A 20,333-nucleotide genomic window follows, 5' to 3' on the forward strand; every position below is an offset into this window, starting at 1 on the left:
CGCGCTGGCTCGGCAGGAGCGCGCCGTCTTCCAGGCACGGGCCCAGGCACGCGTCGTAGCACGCGTCCGAGTCGTTCGGGACGAGGTTCGTCAGGACAGCGCGCGGATGTCCATCTCGATGGTGCCCACGACCTCCGCGTAGCGGAGCGCCAGGTCCTTGGCGGCGTCCAGCGACGGCACATCGACGATGACGTAGCCGCCGATCAGCTCCTTGGACTCGGCGAACGGCCCGTCGGTCACCTTGTGCTTGCCGCCGGTCGACGCGACGCGAGCGCCCTTCGCGCTCGGCTGCAGCCCCTCGGCCGAGAGCAGCACGCCGGCCCGGGTCATCTCCTCGATGAGGCGACCCATCTCCTCCACCAGCTTCGGCGCGGGCGGCGCGCCGGTGTCGGCCTCGTCGTGGCAGTGGACCGCCATGTACCGCGTCGTCGTGAGCCCCTCGGGCTTCGGCGCCACGCCGAGATCCCACGCCTCGGTCACGGGCCGGATGTCGATGTCCACGTCGCCGATCAGCTCCGCGAAGCGCGACACCCAGCCGATCGCCTCGTCGAGCGAGGCGACGCGGAGGATCGCGAAGCCGGCCGGCACCGCCCTCGCCGCGCCGAAGGGCCCTCGGGTGACGGTACGCTTGCCGCCGGCGAACTGGAGGCGAACGCCCTGGGAGCTCGGGCGCAGCCCCTCGCCGGCGCGCAGCACCCCCGTCTTCGCCAGATCCCCCACCAGCTGCCCCACACGGGCGATGAACTCGGGGCTCGGCAGCGCGCCGGCTTCGGTTTGCGCGTCGGTCCTGTGCATGATCATGAAACGCATGTCCACATCCTCCTTGGTCCAGGGTCTCCGTCCGGGGGGTCACCGGGGGTACCCCCGGCGCTCAGCAGGGCGACGAACGGGGGCGGGCCGGATCGACACGGGGGCGCATTTTTTTTGTCGCGCCGCCGCGGGGCGCGGCGCCGGAGGCGGCGCGCTCGTCGCCGACGAGCTCCCGGCGCAGCAACGACGGGTCCTGGGTGCACTTGCCGTCCTTCGTCGTGGAGCGCATCGAAGCGCCGAGCATCACAGCAGCGTGCCTTGCAGGACGATCTGCGCGACGTTGAAGTAGATGATGAGCCCCGAGACGTCGACGAGGGTCGCGACGAACGGCGCGGAGGCGCTGGCCGGGTCGAAGCCCAGCCGGCGGATCGCGAAGGGCAGCATCGAGCCCGCGAGCGTTCCCCAGGTGACGATGCCGACCAGGCTGATCGCGACGGTGGCGGCCACCTCGAGATAGTGCTCCCCGTACGTGTGGAAGACGGCCTGCCACACCAGGATGCGGACCAGACCGATCGTGGCGAGGATGACGCCGAGCGACAGCCCGGCGGTGAGCTCGCGTCGGACGATGCGCCACCAGTCCTTGATCGTGACCTCGCCGAGCGCCATCGCGCGGATGATCAGCGTCGTCGCCTGGGACCCGGAGTTGCCGCCGCTCGAGATGATGAGCGGCACGAAGAGCGCGAGCACGACCGCCCTCGCGATCTCCTCCTCGTAATGCCCCATGGCGCTCGCGGTGAGCATCTCGCCGAGGAAGAGCGCCGAGAGCCAGCCGGCGCGCTTCTTCACCATGGCCAGCATGCTGGTCTGCATGTACGGCGTGTCGAGCGCCTCCATGCCGCCGAGCTTCTGGATGTCCTCGGTGGCCGCCTGCTGCACGACGTCGACGATGTCGTCGACCGTCACGATGCCCTTCATCCGGCCCCCGGCGTCGACGACCGGGAGCGCGTTGAGATCGTGGCGCGCGATGACGTGCGCGACCGCCTCCTGGTCCAGCGTGTCGGGCACCGAGACGACGTCCCGGCGCATGACGTCGGACACCGGCCTGTCGCCCGGCGCGACGAAGAGGTCCCGGAAGGACACCACGCCCAGCAGCCGCTGCTCCTGGTCGAGCACGTACGCGTAGTAGATCGTCTCGAGCTTCTCCTGGGCCTGCCGCTGGAGGTACCGGATGGCCTCGCCGACCTTCATGTCGGGCCGCAGGCGCGCGAACCGCGGGCTCATCAGGCCGCCCGCCGCGTCCTCGGCGTACGCCATGAGCGCCGTGACCTCGCGCCGCGTCGGCTCGTCGAGCATCTCGAGGAACGGGGCGCGGTCTTCCGGCGGAACGAGCTGGATCACGTCCGCCGCGTCGTCGGGCGCGAGGAGCCGCATCCAGAGCCTCCGCTCGCCGCTCCTCATCGCGAGCAGGAGGGCCGCCTGCTCCTGCCCGGACAGGCTCAGGAAGAAGCTGTGGACCTCGCTCCGGTCGGTGTGCTCGAAGCTCTCGACGCGCTCCGCGGGAGACAGGATCGCCCAGATCTCGCGGAGCTCGGCGGCGGTGAGACGGTCATCAGGCATGGCTCGCCTCCACGACGAGGGGGTTGGGGAAGGGGCAAGACGAGGAGGTCGAGGCGCAGGTGCCCGGCCTCGACGCCACGCGAGGATACGGCCTCGTGCCCTCGTGCACGAGCCCAGCCGCGCGCGGGAGGCCTCAGCGGCGCCCGCGATCCATCTCCTTGAGGGCGAGCTTCGCGATCGCCCGCAGGGTGTCGAACACGCCGCGGCCGCTCGCCGCCGCGGCCTCGAACTCGGGCGCTCCGCCCGGGTTGAGGAGCGCGCGGAGCTCCGCGACGTCGGCGATCCCGTCGAGATCCCGCTTGTTGTACTGGATCACGAGCGGCAGCCGCCCGGGCGAGCGGCCCTCCTCGGCGAGGTTGTCCCAGAGGTCGGCCATCGACTCCAGGTTCGCGTCGAGCCGGGCGAGCTGCGAGTCCGCCACGAACACGACCCCGTCCATTCCCCTCAGGATCAGCTTCCGGCTCGCTCGATAGAAGATCTGGCCCGGCACGGTGTAGAGCTGAAGGCGCGTCCGGAAGCCCGACAGGCCCCCGAGATCGAGCGGCAGAAAATCGAAGAACAGCGTGCGATCGCTCTCCGTCTTCAGCGAGATGAGCCGCCCCTTGGCGCTCGGCACCGTCCGATCGTACACGTATTGAAGGTTCGTCGTCTTCCCGCAGAGCCCGGGCCCGTAATAGACGATCTTGCAGTAGATCTCCCGGCTCGCATAGTTGATGAACGCCATCGGCGTGCTCCTCCAGAGTCGACGTTCGAGGGGAGGCAAGGCCGGTCCCCGCATTGGAAGCGAAGGCGATCGGCCGCGCTCGCATTGGAAGCGAAGGCAGCGGCCGACCACCGCATGCGAAGAGAAGGCGACCGCCGGCCCTCGCGACGGGAGGAAGGCAATCGGCCCCCGCCGTCGAAGGGAGGCGACGGCCGCTCCCCCATCGAATCCCCGCGTCGAGCGCGGCGCGCGCTACGTCACGCGCCGCCGGCGCCCGCGCCGCGCGCTACGTCACGGGCCGCCGGCCGCGAGCCGCTGTGTCGCCGCCGCGAGCGGCGCCGCGCCGGCGGCGCTCAGCAGGACGCGTCGGCGATCGCGTGGAGCGCGGCCACGAATCCCTCCAGGGAGGCGTCGCGCGCGTCGCTGTGCTTCACGAGCCGCTCGTTCACCGCGATGAGCTCCGCGACATCCGGGCTCGCGCCCGGGACCCGCCGGAGCTCGTGGACCGCGCGGCTCACCCGCGACGGCGGGTCGAGGCACGCGAGCGCCGACAGCGCCGCCGTCGCGCCCTCCTGGCGGCCCGCCGCGAGCGCCTCGCGCGCCATCCCGAGCAGGACCAGCGCGAAGGCGACCTGGATCGCCTCCAGGAAGCCGCGCGAGACCTCCTTGCCGCCCTGGCCGGCCTCGCTCCACGCGAGCGTCACGAGCTCGCCTATCTCCGAGAAGGCGCGCCGCGACATCAGCGCAGAGAGCGTCTCCAGACCGTGCTTGTCCCAGGCGGCCCGCGTCGTCAGCTGGCGCACGAGCCAGGGGAGCATGGGATACGCGTCGCCTCCCGCCCGGATCGACCCGAGCGCGACATCGAGCAGCGCGGCCCGCCCCACGCCGTGCGCCTCCAGCCAGACGAGCAGGTTCGCCCGCTCCGACCCCCGCGGCGTCCGCCGCGCCTTCTCGAGGATCGCGTCCCGGAGCACCGCAGGAAAATGGGGGATATCGGCGCTCCAGTCCTCGTCCGAGCCGCGCGCGCGCTCCATCGCCAGCGCGGCCAGCGCGCCGTCGTCGAGCGACAGCGCCCCGGCCCGCCGCGCCGCGAGGATCTTCGCGACCGGCATGTCGCGCAGCGCGGGGCGCTCGGCGCCGAGGCCGTCGAGCTCATCGCCGTCGAGCAGCGGCGGCAGCCCACGGTAGACCCTCGGCGAGAAGACGAACTCCGAGGCCCACTGGACGGGCTCGCGCCGGCAGCGCGCGAGCACGCGCTCGTAGATGGCCGCCGGGACCTTCCCGCGCACGAGATCCGAGAGCTCGATCCACTCCTCCTCGGCGAGCGTGAGCCGCGGCACGCCCAGCACCTCGTGCTGGAAGTGCGCCGGATCCCGGATCGCGAGCCGGGCGAGCTGCTGGATCACCGGCCCGCTGAAGCCGCTCTCGCACCGCGCCCTCCAGCGCAGGAGATCGGATGTCCCGAGCTCCTCGATGTGCTCGGACAAGAAGGCATGATCGTCCGGCTCGAGCACCGGCTGGCGGAGCACATGAAAGAAGGCGACGGGACGGGCACGGCCCCGATGCGCGCGCACCAGGGCGTCGATTTCCGCCTTTCGCATGGCGCGACCTCGTCATCCCCGGCCTGTGCGGCGCGGGGACGTCTTTGCGTCTATCGTCGCCTGGCGCTTGCGCGGCCCGTCATGACTCGGCGGTCGGTGGAATGACGGATCCTGTTCCTGACCGGTGTGGCGAGGATAGCGCGGGCGCGACCTCTGTCAAGATGGCAGGCGCGGCAGGGCCCTTTGCGGCGGCCGGCGAGCGCGGGTGACGCGCCCTGCGCCTCGCGGCGCGTTTGTTTTGTTCGCGGGTCACGTTCGCGGGTTACGTTCGCGCGCGCTGGTTACGTGCGCGCGCCTCACGCCGGCCCGGCGACGAACCGCAGCGGCAGGGCGACCGGGCCGCGCACGGTGAGGGTGCGGTTGTAGACGATCTCCCCGGGGCCGCGCTCGATCCGGGCGAAGCGCGCGACCAGCGCTTCCAGCGCCGCGCGGGCCTCCATGCGGGCCAGCGCCGCGCCGATGCAGAAGTGGATGCCGTGCCCGAACTGGAGCCCTCCGTGAGAGCCGCGGTGCAGGTCGAACCGGTCCGGCTCGGGGTACTGCCGCTCGTCGCGGTTGGCCGAGGCGACGAGCGCCAGCACGAGCGCCCCGGGCGGCAGCGTCGCCCCGGCGAGCTCCACCTCCCGGGTGGTCAGCCGGGGCACGGACTGGCTCGGGCCGTCGTACCGGAGCACCTCTTCGAGGAAGAGCGGCACGAGGTCGGGCGCGCCGCGCAGGCGCCGCATCATCTCCGGATGATCGGCGAGGAAGAGGAGCGCATTGCCGAGCAGGTGGGTTGTCGTCTCCAGCCCGCCGAGCAGGAGCAAGACGAGGAAGTCGACGATCTCGGTGTCCGTCAGCGCCTGTCCGTCGGCCTCGGCGCGGATCAGGTCGGTCACGGTGTCGTCCGCCGGCGCGCGGCGCCGCGCCGCGACAACGTCCCTCAGGTACCCCGTCAGCTCGGCGATCGTCGTCCGGACGCGCTCGGCGTGCGCGGGGGGCTCCGGGCCGGGCGTGACCGAGAGGATGTCGTCGGCCCATCGCTTGAAGTGCCGGCGGAGCCCGTGGTCGAGCCCGAGCACCTCGCCGATGACGAAGGCCGGGAGCGGCATCGCGAGCGCGTCGATGGCGTCGAGCTCTCCCGCGAGGCCGCTCGCGAGCTCCTCGGCGACGGCGCGGACGCGCGGCGCGAGCCGGGCCACGGTGCGCGCCCCGAACGCCCGGTGGATGAGCCCGCGCAGGCGCGTGTGCGCCGGCGGATCCAGGGCGAGCATCGAGTTGGCGAGCGGGTTGTACCCCACCCAGGGCGGCTGCCACGCCGCCTTGAAGCCGTGCGACGAGAAGAGCTCCGGGTTCTTGAGGACGAAGAGCACGTCCTCGTACCGGCTCACCGCCCACATCCCGCCGGGCTCGACCTGGCAGACCGGCGCCGCGCGGCGCAGCGCGGCGTACCAGGGATACGGGTTCGCGCGAAACGCGGGCGAGAGCACGTCCATCCGATGATCCATCGCGGTTGCCTCCCGGGCCCCTCGGCCGGGCAGCGCGCTCGAGGACCGAGGGCGGCGCGGGCGAGCGGACCACGGGGGCACCCCAGAGCACCCCGGAGGCCAGGCCGCGATCGCCGGGTTTCACGGCCGTCGCGCGGGATGGAGCGGCGCGCCGGCCGGTCGAGATGACCGGATGGTCGGTCATTTTGACCGAGCAAAGCCCGGGAGGCGGCCGACCTCCCGGGCTTCGTCCTCTCCTGCTGTCGGCGCTCCGCCCGCGTTCAGAGCTACTTGACGAACACGAGCAGCTTCTTGACGCCGTTGATGTCGAAGACCTTGACGCCGACGACATCGCTGACGTCGACATCGTTGTTGCTGAGGACGTCGCCGACCTTGATCCCGTTGAGGACGTCGACGTCCTTCAGCACGTTCTGAAGGTTGAGGATCTGGAGGTTCAGGATGAGGTTGTTCAGCGTCTGGCTGAGGATGTCGATATCGGCGTCGTTGAGGACGTCGTCGAGGTACACGATCTTGATGTGCTCGGCGTTGATGACCTCATCGTTCAGATCCAGGACATCGGTGAGCTGGGCGGCGACGGACACGAGCCCAGCGGCCACGTTCGTGTAGTTCGGCGCGTCGCTGGCGGCCGGCGCATCCCACGACGCCAGCGCGCTGGTCGACAGGCTGAGGGCAACGAGAGCAGCGCCAACACCAGAGAGCACGCGAGACTTGATCGACTTCATGTTTGTTTGTCCTCTTGGAAGCAGGTCTTGTTAGGTTTGGTTTGATCGTTCGACGAGCGCAAAACACCGGTTCGTCATGAGCGAGTCACGAGTCCCATGGATCGATCGCGCGCTCGGGCGGCCCCGTCCGTCGGGTGCGCGTCCGCTTGGATCGATCTCGACCTGTGGTCGCCAGCCGGCGCTCTCGCGCCGGTCTCGATGCAGCCATGTTGTACCGGGCGGGCTCCTATAAGGGAGCCCCCCCGCGCGGCGCGCTGCTGCGAACAGCCCTGCGCGCTGCGAAATCAATGTTCGCTCATGCCGTCCCGGAGCACATACGCCCCACTTGCAGAGCCGTTCGGCCCTCGCGCTGGAGACTATTCACGGTTGATGCCAACGCCAGAGTCGGTGTCAGGACAGCATAGTCGTGAAAGAGTTCAATCGCTCTGTCGTCCGGGCGACAAAGGTGCCTCACTGGGGCTGTGACAATGAGACAAGACACGACAGGCTACGCGGGGCCGCGGGGGCTCTCTGTCGTAGTGCGCTTCTGCCGTTGTCTATCTCGAGCTCATATGATATCGATTTAGGTTTGCCCGCGCAAGGGACGGGGCGGTGCGTCGATGCTTCCCGGCCGCGGGGTGGTCAGTTTTATACCGCCTGCGCCCATCGCGTCATCCGCCGGCGAGCTCATCCAGGGTGACGACGCCCGCGCCGCGCCGAGCGCGCGTCGGCCAGCTTTCCCCGAGAAACCGGGCGGTAGCAGCGCGATTGGCGGCCTGAGCGGTCGTCTCGAGATCCGCCATGAGCGGCAGCCGGACCCTCCTTTGCGGCCGTGTGTCCGCGGGAGCTGCATGCCGGGGCCCGCAGGTGCATGCCGGGGCCCGCAGGGGTGCATGCCAGTGGCCGCAGGTGCATGCCAGTGGCCGCAGGTGCATGCCAGCGCCCGCAGGTGCATGCCAGCGCCCGCAGGTGCATGCCAGTGGCCGCAGGTGCATGCCAGCGCCCGCAGGTGCATGCCAGGGCATGCAGACTCGACCGCGGAGCACCGCGGCCGCTGGTACGGCTCGATCCTGGCGCACCGCCGGCCCGGGGAGCCGCGCGCTCGGTGCGGGCGGGCCGCCCGCCCGTCCTGAGGGGCGAAAGGAGAGAGGGTATCGCGGCGCGCGGCGGCGTCGCGACAGGGAAGCTCCGTCGGTATCCTGCTATCGCATCGAATCCGTGATGCTGCTCTCTAAACCATCCACTCGACGACGAGAGTTGTTTGTCGGGAGACAAATCGGGACCGGCGACTGGGCGGCAGATGGGGTAGCGGGCAGATGGTCGGGCTGCCCTCGACCCAGCTCGCGTGGAGGCACCCTCTCGCGCTGGCTGCCTGACGTCGTGGGGCGCACCTCGAGAGGCGCCGTCCGCGTCGATCCAGCCGCTCGGGCGCGCCGCCCGGAGGCGCGGCCGCGCCCGTGGAGCGACGCCCGAATGCGGTGTCCGCCCTCGCCTCGAAGCGCGGTCGAAAACGTGCTGTGCATTCGTCCACGGTCGTCCTGGGGCGTCCTGGATGTCGCGGGAGCGCACATCTGCTTGCGTCATCCCGCAATCGATTGCGCTTCGATTGCCGCCGTGCCAACCCAAATGGCAGAGACGCGCCCAGCCGCTCGGCTGAAAAGGCAGCGAGATAGTCGGTCTCGTCGGCGATGCAGCAGGAGGAGAAGAAAACAGGCAGCGCTGGCGTGCTACTTGCGACTCCTCGCGACAGACGCCCACGTTGAATGCGCCCGGCGCTGCCGAGGCGACACCGTGGAACCATTCGTTCCTCATGAAAGCAAGGTTGGGAAGAGCCATGATCGATCAACGACGAGCGTTCAACCGCAGGCACTTCTTGCAAGGGATGACCCAGCTCGCCGCGGTGGCCGCCGCGGCGCCCGCGTTGGGCTCGGACCCGTGGAGAGGCGCCACCTGCACCACGCTCACCCCGGGGCAGCCCGAGGCGGTGTGCATGAGCTCCGAACGGCTCGAGGACGTGTTCGCGCGGATACAACGCCGGGTGAGCGAGGGCCTGTTCCCCGGCGCCACCGCGCTGGTCGCGCGGAACGGCGTCGTCGTGGGGCACCGGGCCTTCGGCAGCAAGGTCGCCGGCGCGGACGAGCCGGTGACGCTCGATACGATCTTCGACCTGCAATCGATGACCAAGGTGCTCTCGACGGCCGCGTCGGCGCTCGCGCTCGTGCAGGAGGGGGTGATCCGGCTGAGCGATCCGGTCGCCAGCTACCTGCCGGAGTTCGCCGCCAACGGAAAGGGGGCCATTACCGTCTACGACATGCTCCGTTACTCGGCCGGCCTGCCGATGGATAACCAGTTCCTGGACGAGCCGGACGACGAGACCGTGTGGCACCTCATGACCGAGACGCCGCTCGAGTACCCGACGGGCACGTCGGTGCTCTACAGCGATCTCACGTACCGCCTCCTCGGCCGGATGATCGAGGCCGCCGCGGGGGACGATCTGGACGCCGTCGCGCGCGACCGCATCTGGGAGCCTCTCGGCATGAGCGACACGATGTACTGCCCGCCCCCGGAGCTCCTCGAGCGCATCGCGGCCACGGGGTACTCGAGCCTCCGGGGCTACGTCGTCCGCGGCGAGGTGCAGGACGAGCAGGACTTCGCGCTGGGCGGCGTCACCGGGTGTGACGGCGTCTTCTCCACGGCGATGGACATCGCGGTGTTCTGCCAGATGATCATGAACGGGGGCGCCTACGGCGGCGCCGAGGTCCTGCGGCCCGATCTGGTGCGCCTGATGAAGAAGAACAACACGCCCCAGGTGACGGCGGCGGCGACCGACACCTCGCCCATCAACAACCTGCTCCTCACCCCGAAGGGACTCGGCTGGGAGCTCTGGACGAGGCGCTTCTCGAGCGGCGGCATGCGCCTGTCGCCGCGCGCGTACGGCAAGGCGGGCGGCGCAGGGACGTTCGTGTGGGTCGATCCGGATCTCAAGATCATCGGCGTCCTGCTGACCAACCACGGCCTGCCGCAGCCGTTCGACGACATCGGCTGGAGCCGGATGCTCGACGACATCGGCTGCGCCGAGTTCTTCGACGGCATCATCAACGCGGTGCACGACTGAACGCCGCGCGGGCGCGCCGGGCGGTGCTCAGTCCGGATCGAGCGCGTAGACGGCCGTGGTCGTCTTGCGCCCGGTGAGGTTGCGCTCGCCCAGCGCGCGCAGGGGGAAGGCGTCGCCGGCGAGGGACCGGGTCGCCTCCGAGACAAGCACCTGGTTCGGCGCCGCGATCGCCTCGAGCCGCGAGGCGACGTTCACCACGTCGCCGATCACCGTGTACTCCATCCGCTTGTCGGAGCCGACGTTGCCGACGATCGCCTCTCCGGAGTTCACGCCGATGCCGAGGCGGACCTCGACGTCGTACCGCTCGCGCCACTCCTCGTTCGCCGTCTCGAGGAAGCGCATCATGTCCTCCGCGGCCGCGAGCGCGCGCCGCGCGTGATCCGCCTGCGCGAGCGGGGCGCCCCAGACGGCCATGACGCAGTCGCCGATGAACTTGTCGACCGTGCCCCCGTGCCGGAACACGATCTCGGTGAGCATCGAGAAGAGCTCGTTGAGCAGGGCGACCATGCGCTCGGCCTCGCGCGACTCGGCGAGCGGCGTGAAGCCGACCACGTCGGCGAAGAGCACCGACACCGCCGCCCGCTTGCCGCCGAGCGCGAGCGGGTGCTCGCCCCGCACGATCGCGTCGACGACGGCCTTGTCCATGAACCGGCCGAGATCGCCGCGGAGCTTCGCCTCGCGCGCGATCTCGGCCTCGCCCTGCTCGAGATCCGCGGCCATGCGGCCGAGCGAGGCGGCGAGCTCGCCGATCTCGTCGCGCCGCCCGCGGAGCCCCTCGCCGAGCGCGATCTCGCGCCAGCGCCGGGCGCCGATGAGCCGCGCCTGCGCGACGAGGTGGAGGACCGGGCGGGTCACGTGGCGGGCGGTGAAGACCGCGAGGACGAGCGCGAGGACGAGCGCGCCCGCGGCGACCGCGAGGCCGCGGCGCCGCATCTCGTCGAGCGCGGCGAAGGCCACCGGCTCCGGGCGCCAGATCGCGACCGCCCAGCCGAGGTCGGGGAGCGTCTCGATGGCGCCGATCATCCGCTGGCCGCCCTCGTCGTGCGGGCCGAGCACGCTGATCTTGTCGGTCCACACCGCGCCCAGCGGGAGCTTGCCCCAGAGCGGCAAGGCCGAGACGTCGGCGCCCGGCGCGGCGCCCGGCACGCCGAACGCCGCGATCGCCCGGCGATCGTGGCCCGCGATGAGCAGGCGCACCTCGCGGCCGCCGAAGCGGCGCGCGGCGATCGCCGCGAGATCGCGCCCGAGCGCGTCGAGCGCCACCTCCGCGACCACGTAGCCGGCAGGGCCGGCCGGGGAAGGCGGCGCCGCGCCGGCGGGCGCATCGGCCGCGCCGGCGGGCGCATCCGCCGCGCCCGCCTCTCCGGACGGTCGCACGCGGGCCACGAGGAGGCCCCGCGCCGGACCGACCACGCCGAAGCCGACCCCGCGCTCGTCCGCGAGCCGGCGCAGCGCGGCCGGCGCCGCGGGGACGTCCGCGCCGGACGAGGCCTTGCGGATCACGGTGCCGATCCCCGCGTCGGGCACCTCGAGCCGCACCGCGTCGACCAGCGCGCGCGTCGCGACGAGGGCGCGCACCGACGCGACCGCATCCTCGTCCCGGATCGCGCCGCCCGCGGCGTGACCGAAGATGGCCGCCGCCGCGACGACGTCGCTCTCGACGTCCCGGACGAGCTGGATCGAGACCGAGGCCACCTCGGAGAGGATCGCCGCCTGCAAGGCCTCCTCGGACGTCCGCACGGCGCGCCGGTTCACGTCGGCGAGGAGCGTCACGGCGACGGCCACGGGGACGAGCGCGATCCCCGCGAACAGCGCGATCGCCTTGGCCTTGAGCGAGAGCGCCCTCACGCGGAGCCCCCGGCGCGCGCCCGGCGGCGGCGCGCCGCGCCGCGCGCCGGGTCACTCAAGGGGGCCGTCCTTCCAGCCGGCCGCGCCCTCGTCCGTGCGCTTGCGGATCTGGAACTCCACCCGGCGGTTCCGGGCCCGGCCGTCGGGGGTGCGGTTGTCGGCGATGGGCCGGCGCGGACCGAAGCCGCGCGCCTCGAGGCGGCGGGCGTCGATGCCGTGCGCGGTCAGCCACGCGACCACCGCGAGCGCGCGGCGCTGCGAGAGCCGCAGGTTCGCCTGGTCGGCGCCCTGGTTGTCCGTGTGGCCGTCGACCGCGACCCGGGCGATCTCGGGGTGCTCCTCGAGGACCGCCGCGACCTCGGCGAGCAGCTCGAAGCTCTCCGGCTCGATCTCGGCCCTGCCGGTCGGGAACTGGACCTGCTGCAGGATGACGATCTGCGAGCCCTCGATGCGCACCGCGAACGGGCAGCCGTGCGTCGCGCGGTCCTCGCTCGGCTTGCCGCGCTCGTAGGGGCAGGCGTCCGCCGCGTTGGGGATGCCGTCGCCGTCCGTGTCCGCAGGGCAGCCGTGCCTCGACGTCGGCCGGGCCCCCGCGCTCCCGGGCGCGCCGTCGGCCGCGGCGCTGCTCACCCCCGGCTCGTCCGGGCAGCGATCGTCGACATCGTAGATCCCGTCGTCGTCCCGGTCCGGCGGGCAACCGCGCCGGAACGCCTGCCGGGCCCCCGCCGCCGCGGCCGGCGGGCGCGCCTCGCCGATGACCCGGGGGCACGCGTCCTCCGCGTCGGGGACCGAATCCCCGTCGAGATCGGCGGCCGGAGCCGGCGCCAGCGCGGCGCCGCGGCCGCCGTCCGCCCCGGCGGGCGCGCCCGCGGGGGCCCGAGGCGCGGCCGCGGCCGGCGCCGGCAGGGCGTCCGCGGCGATGCCGAGCGCCGCGAAGAAGCGCGCCTTGGGCGTGCCGGGCAGCCGCCCGAAGCCGGGGCCGGCGCCCGCGTCCAGCGTGAGCGGGCCGAGCGACCAGCGCGCGGTGAGCAGGAGCTCCGCCCCGGCGCGGCCCGGCACCCGGACCGCCGACGCCTCGCCGGCGGCCGCCCACACGGAGAGCTCCGACCCGAGCTGCAGCGGGCCTCTGCGGACGCCGGCGCCCGCGGCGAAGAAGACCTCGCTCCCCGTCAGGCTGTCCGTTGAGGCCGGCTGGAACCGGCCCCCCGCCGAGGCCGACCAGCGGAAGCCCGGGTGCTCCGCCCCCACGATCACCCGCGGCGCGTAGCGCGCGGCGCCCGCGCCGGCGAAGGCCGACGCGTCGCCGGTCGGCAGCCAGACCGAGAGCCCGAGCGCCGCCGCCGGCCAGAGCCCCTCCTGCGGCAGGAGCGCCACCCGGCCGCCCACCTGGAGATCGGCGAGCGCGGCGCCGCCGCCGGGCGCCGTGACGCGGACGTCCCCCAGCGCGCCGGACGCGCCGCCCTGATCCAGCACGAACGGCGCGTCGAGGTCGAGCTTGACCCGCTGGAAGAGCTCCACGCTCGCGAGCGCGTGGAGGATCGCCTGCCGGTCCACCCACGCGACCGCGCCGGCGGGCGCCGTCCCGCGCAGGCTGAGCGGTTGATGAGAATAGGAAAACAGCAGTCCGACCGCCGGCCGGAGCTCGCCCGATACGCCGGCAGAAGGGACAGTGGTTAGCCCGTCGCCCGCGGGCGCGGGAGCGAGCCTGTCGAGCGCGGTGGCCTCCTGCGCCGCGGCCGGCATGGAAGCCGAGGCGGCCGCGACGAGCAGCGGGGAGGCCAGGAGGGGCGCGATGGCGCGCGCCGACCAAAACGCCATCGGTCTGCTCGTATCCCATTGCCTGGTCTCTTGCAACGCCGATCTCGATCCGCTAGCGTGCGCCGGGCGTGGCATCGTCAAGTGGCCAGTCCGTCGCTATCGCGGTGCTCCTCGGCTGCGCCAGCCACGTTGGATACGTCGGCGCGTCGAGCGCCAAAGAGCCGACGCCGGGATATCCAGAGGCGGTCATCCAATGGGGCGTGCAGCGCGGAGAGACGTGCGACCACATCGCAGAGGTCCTCTACGGCTCGTCCAGGCATGTTGGGCTGATCCAGCGATATAACCGCGTCGCGTGCGGCCCGGGCACGGCGCTCGCGGAGGGCCTCACGCTGGTGCTCCCCGCCGAGGTGACGTCGATCCCCGACGCGAAGATCCGGTCGATGCACCCAGACGTGCGCGCGCGGGCGGCGGCCGGCGCCTGGGCGCCCGCGGCGCCGGGGATGCCCCTCGTCGCGAACTCGAGCGTCAACACGCTCGATGAGGGGCGGGCAGACATCGAGTTTGTGGATCGGACTCGGGTGCTGCTCGCGCCCAATACGCTCGTCGTCATCTACGGTACGGCGAGCCGAACGCGGGTATCGAAGACGCCGCCCGCGGCCGTGGAGCTCGCGGACGGCGAGGTGAAGGCCGCGCTCGCCGCGCTGCGCGGCCAGTCGGTCGACGTCGCCACGGGCGGGGGCGGCCGGGTGAGCGCGTCGTCGCGGGACACCGTGGTGCAGCGGCGCGGGGAGCGGACGACGGTCGCGGTGTTCGACGGCAAGGCGGGGGTCAGCTCGGGCGGCGTCTCCGTCGTGGTCCCGAAGGACCATGGCACCCGCTTCTCGGACAGGGCGCCGCCCGCGCGCCCGCGGCCGCTGCCGCCGCCGCCCGAGTGGACGACCGCGGACGTCGCGCCGATCGCGCTCGCCCCGGCGGGGCTCGGCGTCCTGTCGGCGTCGTGGAAGCCGGCGCCCGGGGCGGCCGGCTACCGCGTCGAGGTCGCGCGCGACCCGGAGCTCAACGACCTCGTCGTCCGCGAGGAGGTGAAGCCGGACGTCGTGTCCTTCCGCGCGGAGAAGATGCCGGCCGGCGCCTATTTCCTCCGGGTCCGGGTCATCGATCGGGAGGAGTACCTGGGCGTCGGCGCGGTGCGCCGGTTCCACCTCGTCGCCGCGCGGGTCTCCGGCGGCGTCGCCCCGGCGGCGCGGGAGATCACCGCGAACCCGTACGGGATCGTCGAGCTCACGCCGTCGCCCGCGCTCGAGCTCTCGCTCGACGACGGGCCGTTCGGCCCCATCCCCGAGCGCATCGACCTCCTCCAGCGCGCCCCGCGCGCGCTGCGGCTGCGCGAGCGGGGCAGCGCCGCGGCGGAGCGTGCGCCCGACGCGGTGACGTCGCTCCCGGTCCGCTACACGGCGGTGAGCGCGGCGATCCAGGCGGCGCGCGTGGCGACCGCGGGCGGGCAGGCGCTCGAGGCCCGGGTGGCGCTCGACGGGGTCGCGGGGGTCGACGTCGCGCAGCGGGTGGCGCCGCGCATCGTCGCCCACCTGCCGGGCGGGGTGCGCTCCGCCGCGCTGACCGGCGGCGCGCAGGGCGGCGCGCTGACCGCGCGGATCCCGCTGCCCCCGGAGGCGGCGCGCCCCGGCGAGCCGCTGCGCGTCCGGCTCGACGTCGCGGACGGCCGCGGGGGCGTGCTCGGCACGAGCGACGTCGAGCTGCCGGCCGCGCCGGGGCCGGCGCGCGCGGCGGTGCCGCCGCCGCCGGCCGCGCCCGTGCTGGGCGCGTACCTCCCGCTCCTGCCGGTGACCGCGGCGGCGGACGCGCTCTGGCTCGGCCCCACCCCGCCGGCCGTGGTGGCCGTGGGCGCGGCCGCGGTGCGCGCCGGGGGCGGCTGGGTGGCGGCGGGGCAGGTGCGCGCGAGCGGCGCCATCGGGCCGCTGGGGCTCGACGCCGCGCTGCGCTCGAACCCCGCCGGCGACGGCGAGGGGGGGGGCAGCACCGGCTGGCTCGGCGCGCGCTTCCGGGCCGTGCGCCTCGAGCGCTCGGCGCTCGAGCTCGGCCCCACGCTTCGCCTGGGCGTGCCCCTGGCCGACGGGGGCCCGCCGGTCCGCGTCGAGCCCGGGGTCGCGCTCGGCGGCGCGGCGGGCCGGCTCACGTGGGTGGTCGACGCGGGCCTCCGCATCCGCGCGGGGCGCGGCGGGGAGGGCGCAGCGGACGGCGAGGGCGGCACGGCGGGCGGCGAGGGCGGCGCAGCGGGCGCCTCGGGCGGCGGCGCGCCGGCCGCGCCGCCGTCGCAGGGCTTCCTGCTGGCGGGCGCGGCGGCCGACGCGGCGCCGTGGCTCCGGCTGCACGGCGCGCTGGATCTGCACCTCGTCCACCGGGACGACGGCGCGAACGACGTGCTCGGCGGCCTGTCCGCGGGCGCGGAGGCGGGCGGCGCGCTGTTCGGGGCGCTGTCCGTGCGGGTGAGCCCGTGGCGCGAGGCGGGCGAGGGCCCGGTGACGGCGCAGATCGCGGTCGGCTTCCGCGAGGCGCCGCCGTGAGCGGCGGCGACGGCGCGCGCCGGCCGCCGGCCGGGGACCCCGACCGCACCGTGCTGAAGGGCGCGCGCGCGCCGGGCACCCAGCTCGCGCCCGACCCGCGCCAGCCCGCCGGCCGCATGGCCGACGCGGAGACGCTCCCCTCCGACGTGCCGGAAGCCGGCCCGTCGCAGCGGGCCGGCGTCGGGCGGGTCCTCGGCGGCAAGTACAACCTCGTGCGGCTGCTCGGCGCGGGCGGGATGGGGGAGGTCTACGAGGCGGAGCACGTCCTGCTCGGCGTCCCGGTCGCGGTCAAGACGATGCACCCGCACATCGCGCTGCTCCCGGAGAGCCGGCGGCGGTTCTTCCGCGAGGCGCGCGCCGCCTCGCGCCTCGTGCACCGGAACGTGGTCAAGGTGCTCGACCTCGGGGGCGACGAGGACGACGAGGAGGAGCTCGTCTACCTCGTGATGGAGCTGCTCAAGGGGCAGTCGCTCGCCGCGCGGCTCCGGGCGTCGCGCGAGCTCATGGACCTCGCGGAGGTGGCGGCCATCTTCGGGGACATCCTCGACGGCGTGGGCGCCGCGCACGCGTGCGGCATCGTGCACCGCGATCTCAAGCCGGAGAACGTGCTGCTGGCCGAGCAGGACGGGCAGCGCGTCGCCAAGGTCGTCGACTTCGGCCTGGCGCACCTCGACGATCCGCTCGACGCCGGCCCGACGCTCACCTCGAACGACATGGTCGCCGGCACGCCGGAGTACATGAGCCCCGAGCAGTGCCGCTCGCTCGCCGTGGGCCCGAGCACCGATCTCTACGCCTGCGGCTGCATTCTCACCGTGCTCTTGCAAGGAACGCCGCCGTTCACCGGTCTTCCGGCGATCGAGCTCATGGCGATGCACATGTTCTCGATCCCGCCGCCGCTGGTCCGTCCGCCCGGGGCGCCGCCGGTCCCGCCGCTCCTGGAGCGGCTCCGGCTGGACCTCCTGGCGAAGCTGCCGGAGCGGCGGCCGGAGAGCGCCGCGGCGGCGCGGGCGCGGCTCGACGAGGCGATGTCGCGGGAGGCGGAGGCGCGTCGGCTGCCCGAGCGCAAGGCGGACGTGCCGCTCGGGGAGCGGGGCGAGCGGGCGCCCCCCTGGCCGCTCGGCGAGACGGCGCGGCTCGCGCCCGTCCCGGAGCGCGCCGTCGGGCTGATCCGGCTCGCGCCGGCGGGCCAGGGGCTCAGCGAGGCGTGCGAGATCGGGCTCGACGCGCAGGGGATCCACCTCACCGAGGTGGCCGACGCCGCCGCGCTGGTCGACTCGGGGCTCGGGGTGGCCGTGATCGACGCGGGCGCGGACGTGGAGGCGGCGTGCGCGCTGCTCGAGGCGCTCGGCCGCGCGGCGCCCGGCGGCGTGCGGGCCGTCGTGTGCGCGGCGGGGCTCTCCTCGGACCGGATGAACGCGCTCGTCGCGGCGGGGGCCGCCGATGTGGTGCGCTACCCGGTCGCGCCGGACGTGCTGTCGCGCAAGATCGCGCGGGTGGTGCGCCGGGGGCGCTAGAACGCCGATCCTGCCGGAATTCGGCAAAAAATCGATTCATGAGAAGAGGACCGCCAGGGCGCCAGGGCGCAAGGGGGCGGGGGAGGAGAAGAATAAAATTCCATCTCTGTTTCCTTGCGCCTCTTGCGCCCTGGCGGTCCTCTTCTCATGCAGCATGTTGCAGCATGGGCCCGCAAACGCCTATGCCGAGTGGCCCGGGCCCACGCTGAGCGCGGAAGCAGGGGCGAGCTGGACGGCGTGCTGCGGCTCAGCACGCTAGCTGGGTGAATTTGTGAATGCTCACAGCTGCGCGTACATCGATAACCGAGCGGCGTGCTGGTCGATCGACGTTGACACCGGCCATGTGAACGCTCACACTGTCGACCGGTCGTCATGCTTTTGCTTCGCTCCAGGTGGGCCGTCATGCGCACTCAGGGGACGGTCATGAAGTAGCGATCGGTCATGTCGCTCGCGGCTGGGATCGCGGTCCTGGCCAGTGGCGACCCTGGTTGCAGCAATGATCCCAGCGCCGGTGCAGCCGGCAGCGGCGGGAACCCCGGAAGCGACCCGACGTATCCCGTCCAGCAGCAGGCCTCTCCGGGGGGGCTGCACCATGAACATCTGGCGGTGTCGTACGGCGACGCCAGCCGTCCATTTCACTCCAGCTTTTCGAGCGCGCTCGCATGCCGAGCGCGGCCGGCGCGGCCCGTCGGCCGCAGGCGATCTTCGACGAGATTCGCACGAGATTCGCACGAGATTCGCGCGCCTGGCGCGCCTGGCGATCGCGTCCGTCGAGGACTCGGCCCCATGTCGGCGTCGAGTTACCATCATGACTCGGCATCTGAGCTTATCGCACCTTTATGAGGTCAGGCCCGCTCGCGATGCACAATCGGCTTGACGGGCATGCCAGCCCGGAACAATAGATACCCTCATCGCGTTGCCTGGCGCACGCGAAATGAACTTATCCACTCTGCGCGGCAATGGCCAGCGCGGCGGACCGCTCGAAAGCTTTGAGCGCGGCGAGCGACCCCGACCTGCGCAAGGGCAGCGTCGAGCCGTGAGAAGATTCCAGTTTCACTTACTTAGCAGGACGAGGAGAACAGGATGAGGTTCGGAACCAAGCAGAGCTTGCTCGTGGCGGCGACGGGCATCCTCGCCGTGTCGTGCGTCGTCGGCCCCGAGGGGGCGTACGACGCCGAGATCGAGGAGCAAGGCTCGCTCGAGGGCGCCATCACGGTCGATACGAACGCGGTCTACACGATCGTCGGCGTCCAGAGTGGAAAATGCGTGCAGGTGGCTGGAGGCAGCACCGCTGATGCAGCTGCCATGCAGATCGCCAGCTGCAACGGCTCGACGCGGCAACAGTTCCGCATGGAATCGGCGGGCGGCGGCTACTATCGCATCCGCAACGTCAACAGCAACCGTTGCATGGACGTCACGGGCGCCTCCACCGGCGACGGCGCCGCCATCCAGCAATACTCCTGCTGGACCGGGACAAACCAGCAGTGGTCGTTCACGGACGTCGCCAGCGGCGTCGTGCGCATCACCGCGCGCCACAGCGGCAAGTCCCTGGACGTCTACGGCCGCGGCACCGCGGACGGCACCGCCGTGATTCAATGGGCGTCGAACGGCGGCACCAATCAGCAATTCCGACTCACGCCCGTGGGCTCGGGAACCGGCGGCACCGGCGGCGGGGGCGGTACCGGCGGCACTGGCGGCACCGGCGGTACCGGCGGCACCGGCGGCACCGGCGGCACCGGCGGCACCGGCGGCACCGGCGCCGGGGGCGGAACCGGCGGCGGGGGCGGCACCGGCGGCACGTGCACCGCGTCGCGACCGGCTGGTCGAAACGTGTCGGGGAGCGGCCCTCATCAGGTGGTCGTCGAGACGAATTCAGACCCGGGAATCAACCAGGGCACCATCTTCCGTCCGGCGGATCTCAGTGGAGCCACCAAGTATCCGATCTTCGTCTGGGGGCAGGGCGGATGCTCGCGAGACGGGCTCGCGAATCAAGCGGCCATGGCCGAAATTGCCTCGCACGGCTACTTCGTGGTGGCGGACGGGACACCGGGAAACACGCAGCCCAACCGCGACCTCGGGAGCGGAGGCGACGTGCTGCGCGGCTACGTCGACTGGGTGATCGCCCAGAATGAGAAGCCTTGCAGCGCCTACTACCAGAAAATCGAGACCACGAAGGTCGCCGCGAACGGCTTCTCCTGCGGCGGCTTGATGGCGGCGGGGACCGCTGCAGATCCCAGGATGACGACCTGGGGACACACGAGCAGCGGCTCTTTCTCGGCGAATCAGTCGTTCTACAACTCGATTCATACACCCGTGTTGATCGTCACCGGCACCGCGGATAGCCTGGGCGCGAACCAGAACGGCGCGAGAGACTTCCAGAACATCGCCGCCCTGGGTGATATCCCGGTCATGATGTTCGCCAAGGTCGGCGCGGATCACGGGGGCGATCTGTGGGCCCGGAACGGCGGCGAGTTCACTCAGGTCAACCTGGCGTGGCTCAACTGGTGGCTCAAGGGCGACGAATCGGCCACCGGCAAGGGCATGCTCGTCGGCCCGAGCTGCCGCTTCTGCACCGACAGGACCTGGCAGATCTCTTCTGCCAATCTGCCCTAGAGTGGCTCGCCCTCGAACCGCCTTGCTCCGAGGAGCAGGGCGGT

At 72.7% G+C, this 20,333-nt stretch carries 13 protein-coding genes; 4 read left to right on the top strand and 9 right to left on the bottom strand.

Features of this window, described 5'->3' with window-relative positions; all coding sequences use genetic code 11:
- Positions 1-90: 90 nt before the first annotated feature.
- The 7 genes from NQZ70_RS09895 to NQZ70_RS09925 form a co-directional block, all read right to left on the bottom strand.
- Positions 91-810 (bottom strand): YciI family protein, encoded by a 720-nt coding sequence (locus NQZ70_RS09895; protein ID WP_129573997.1) that lies wholly within the window; start codon positions 808-810, stop codon positions 91-93.
- A gap of 61 nt (positions 811-871) precedes the next feature.
- On the bottom strand, positions 872-1,039 hold the full coding sequence (locus NQZ70_RS09900; RefSeq protein ID WP_165373883.1) for a hypothetical protein: 168 nt from the start codon (positions 1,037-1,039) through the stop codon (positions 872-874).
- A gap of 14 nt (positions 1,040-1,053) precedes the next feature.
- Positions 1,054-2,367, bottom strand: coding sequence for a magnesium transporter (gene mgtE / locus NQZ70_RS09905; protein ID WP_129573998.1), 1,314 nt, complete (start codon positions 2,365-2,367; stop codon positions 1,054-1,056).
- A gap of 133 nt (positions 2,368-2,500) precedes the next feature.
- A complete protein-coding gene (locus NQZ70_RS09910; protein ID WP_129573999.1) occupies positions 2,501-3,091 on the bottom strand; it encodes an ATP/GTP-binding protein in 591 nt (196 codons plus the stop codon).
- A gap of 332 nt (positions 3,092-3,423) precedes the next feature.
- The gene (locus tag NQZ70_RS09915; RefSeq protein ID WP_129574000.1) at positions 3,424-4,671 is read right to left on the bottom strand and encodes a hypothetical protein; all 1,248 of its coding nucleotides are present in this window, start codon (positions 4,669-4,671) and stop codon (positions 3,424-3,426) included.
- A gap of 296 nt (positions 4,672-4,967) precedes the next feature.
- Positions 4,968-6,158 (bottom strand): cytochrome P450, encoded by a 1,191-nt coding sequence (locus NQZ70_RS09920; protein WP_165373884.1) that lies wholly within the window; start codon positions 6,156-6,158, stop codon positions 4,968-4,970.
- A gap of 266 nt (positions 6,159-6,424) precedes the next feature.
- Complete coding sequence (locus NQZ70_RS09925) at positions 6,425-6,880, bottom strand: hypothetical protein (RefSeq protein WP_129574001.1); 456 nt, start codon at positions 6,878-6,880, stop codon at positions 6,425-6,427.
- A 1,813-nt stretch (positions 6,881-8,693) separates the two neighbouring features.
- Between NQZ70_RS09925 and NQZ70_RS09930 the strand changes: the two genes are divergently transcribed.
- Positions 8,694-9,974: a serine hydrolase gene (locus tag NQZ70_RS09930; protein WP_237245191.1), complete on the top strand. Its 1,281-nt coding sequence runs from the start codon at positions 8,694-8,696 to the stop codon at positions 9,972-9,974.
- 27 nt (positions 9,975-10,001) lie between these two features.
- On the opposite strand, the gene NQZ70_RS09935 is transcribed toward NQZ70_RS09930, so the two are convergent.
- Both NQZ70_RS09935 and NQZ70_RS09940 read right to left on the bottom strand, forming a co-directional pair.
- A complete protein-coding gene (locus NQZ70_RS09935) occupies positions 10,002-11,822 on the bottom strand; it encodes an adenylate/guanylate cyclase domain-containing protein (RefSeq protein ID WP_129574002.1) in 1,821 nt (606 codons plus the stop codon).
- A 51-nt stretch (positions 11,823-11,873) separates the two neighbouring features.
- Complete coding sequence (locus NQZ70_RS09940; RefSeq protein ID WP_272828139.1) at positions 11,874-13,640, bottom strand: OmpA family protein; 1,767 nt, start codon at positions 13,638-13,640, stop codon at positions 11,874-11,876.
- A 68-nt stretch (positions 13,641-13,708) separates the two neighbouring features.
- Here NQZ70_RS09940 and NQZ70_RS09945 point away from each other — a divergent pair, with 68 nt between their 5' ends.
- The 3 genes from NQZ70_RS09945 to NQZ70_RS09955 all read left to right on the top strand — a co-directional run bounded on the left by NQZ70_RS09945 (position 13,709) and on the right by NQZ70_RS09955 (position 20,289).
- Entirely contained in the window at positions 13,709-16,162 is a 2,454-nt protein-coding gene (locus tag NQZ70_RS09945; RefSeq protein ID WP_272828140.1) for a FecR domain-containing protein, read from the top strand.
- Positions 16,159-17,676, top strand: coding sequence for a serine/threonine-protein kinase (locus NQZ70_RS09950; RefSeq protein ID WP_129574004.1), 1,518 nt, complete (start codon positions 16,159-16,161; stop codon positions 17,674-17,676). The genes NQZ70_RS09945 and NQZ70_RS09950 overlap by 4 nt, the downstream gene beginning before the upstream one ends.
- 1,083 nt (positions 17,677-18,759) lie before the next feature.
- Positions 18,760-20,289: an RICIN domain-containing protein gene (locus NQZ70_RS09955; RefSeq protein ID WP_129574005.1), complete on the top strand. Its 1,530-nt coding sequence runs from the start codon at positions 18,760-18,762 to the stop codon at positions 20,287-20,289.
- The last annotated feature ends 44 nt before the right edge of the window (positions 20,290-20,333 follow it).

It is taken from the genome of Sorangium sp. So ce836, assembly GCF_028553905.1.
GTDB classification, from domain to species: domain Bacteria; phylum Myxococcota_A; class Polyangia; order Polyangiales; family Polyangiaceae; genus Sorangium; species Sorangium cellulosum_D.

Excerpts from the sequence above, each read along its gene's own strand:
- NQZ70_RS09895 (WP_129573997.1), bottom strand. The coding sequence starts at position 810 with ATGCGTTTCATGATCATGCACAGGACCGACGCGCAAACCGAAGCCGGC.
- NQZ70_RS09940 (WP_272828139.1), bottom strand. The coding sequence starts at position 13,640 with ATGGCGTTTTGGTCGGCGCGCGCCATCGCGCCCCTCCTGGCCTCCCCG.
- NQZ70_RS09930 (WP_237245191.1), top strand. The coding sequence starts at position 8,694 with ATGATCGATCAACGACGAGCGTTCAACCGCAGGCACTTCTTGCAAGGG.
- NQZ70_RS09955 (WP_129574005.1), top strand. The coding sequence starts at position 18,760 with ATGAGGTTCGGAACCAAGCAGAGCTTGCTCGTGGCGGCGACGGGCATC.
- mgtE (WP_129573998.1), bottom strand. The coding sequence starts at position 2,367 with ATGCCTGATGACCGTCTCACCGCCGCCGAGCTCCGCGAGATCTGGGCG.
- NQZ70_RS09910 (WP_129573999.1), bottom strand. The coding sequence starts at position 3,091 with ATGGCGTTCATCAACTATGCGAGCCGGGAGATCTACTGCAAGATCGTC.
- NQZ70_RS09915 (WP_129574000.1), bottom strand. The coding sequence starts at position 4,671 with ATGCGAAAGGCGGAAATCGACGCCCTGGTGCGCGCGCATCGGGGCCGT.
- NQZ70_RS09925 (WP_129574001.1), bottom strand. The coding sequence starts at position 6,880 with ATGAAGTCGATCAAGTCTCGCGTGCTCTCTGGTGTTGGCGCTGCTCTC.
- NQZ70_RS09920 (WP_165373884.1), bottom strand. The coding sequence starts at position 6,158 with ATGGATCATCGGATGGACGTGCTCTCGCCCGCGTTTCGCGCGAACCCG.
- NQZ70_RS09900 (WP_165373883.1), bottom strand. The coding sequence starts at position 1,039 with ATGCGCTCCACGACGAAGGACGGCAAGTGCACCCAGGACCCGTCGTTG.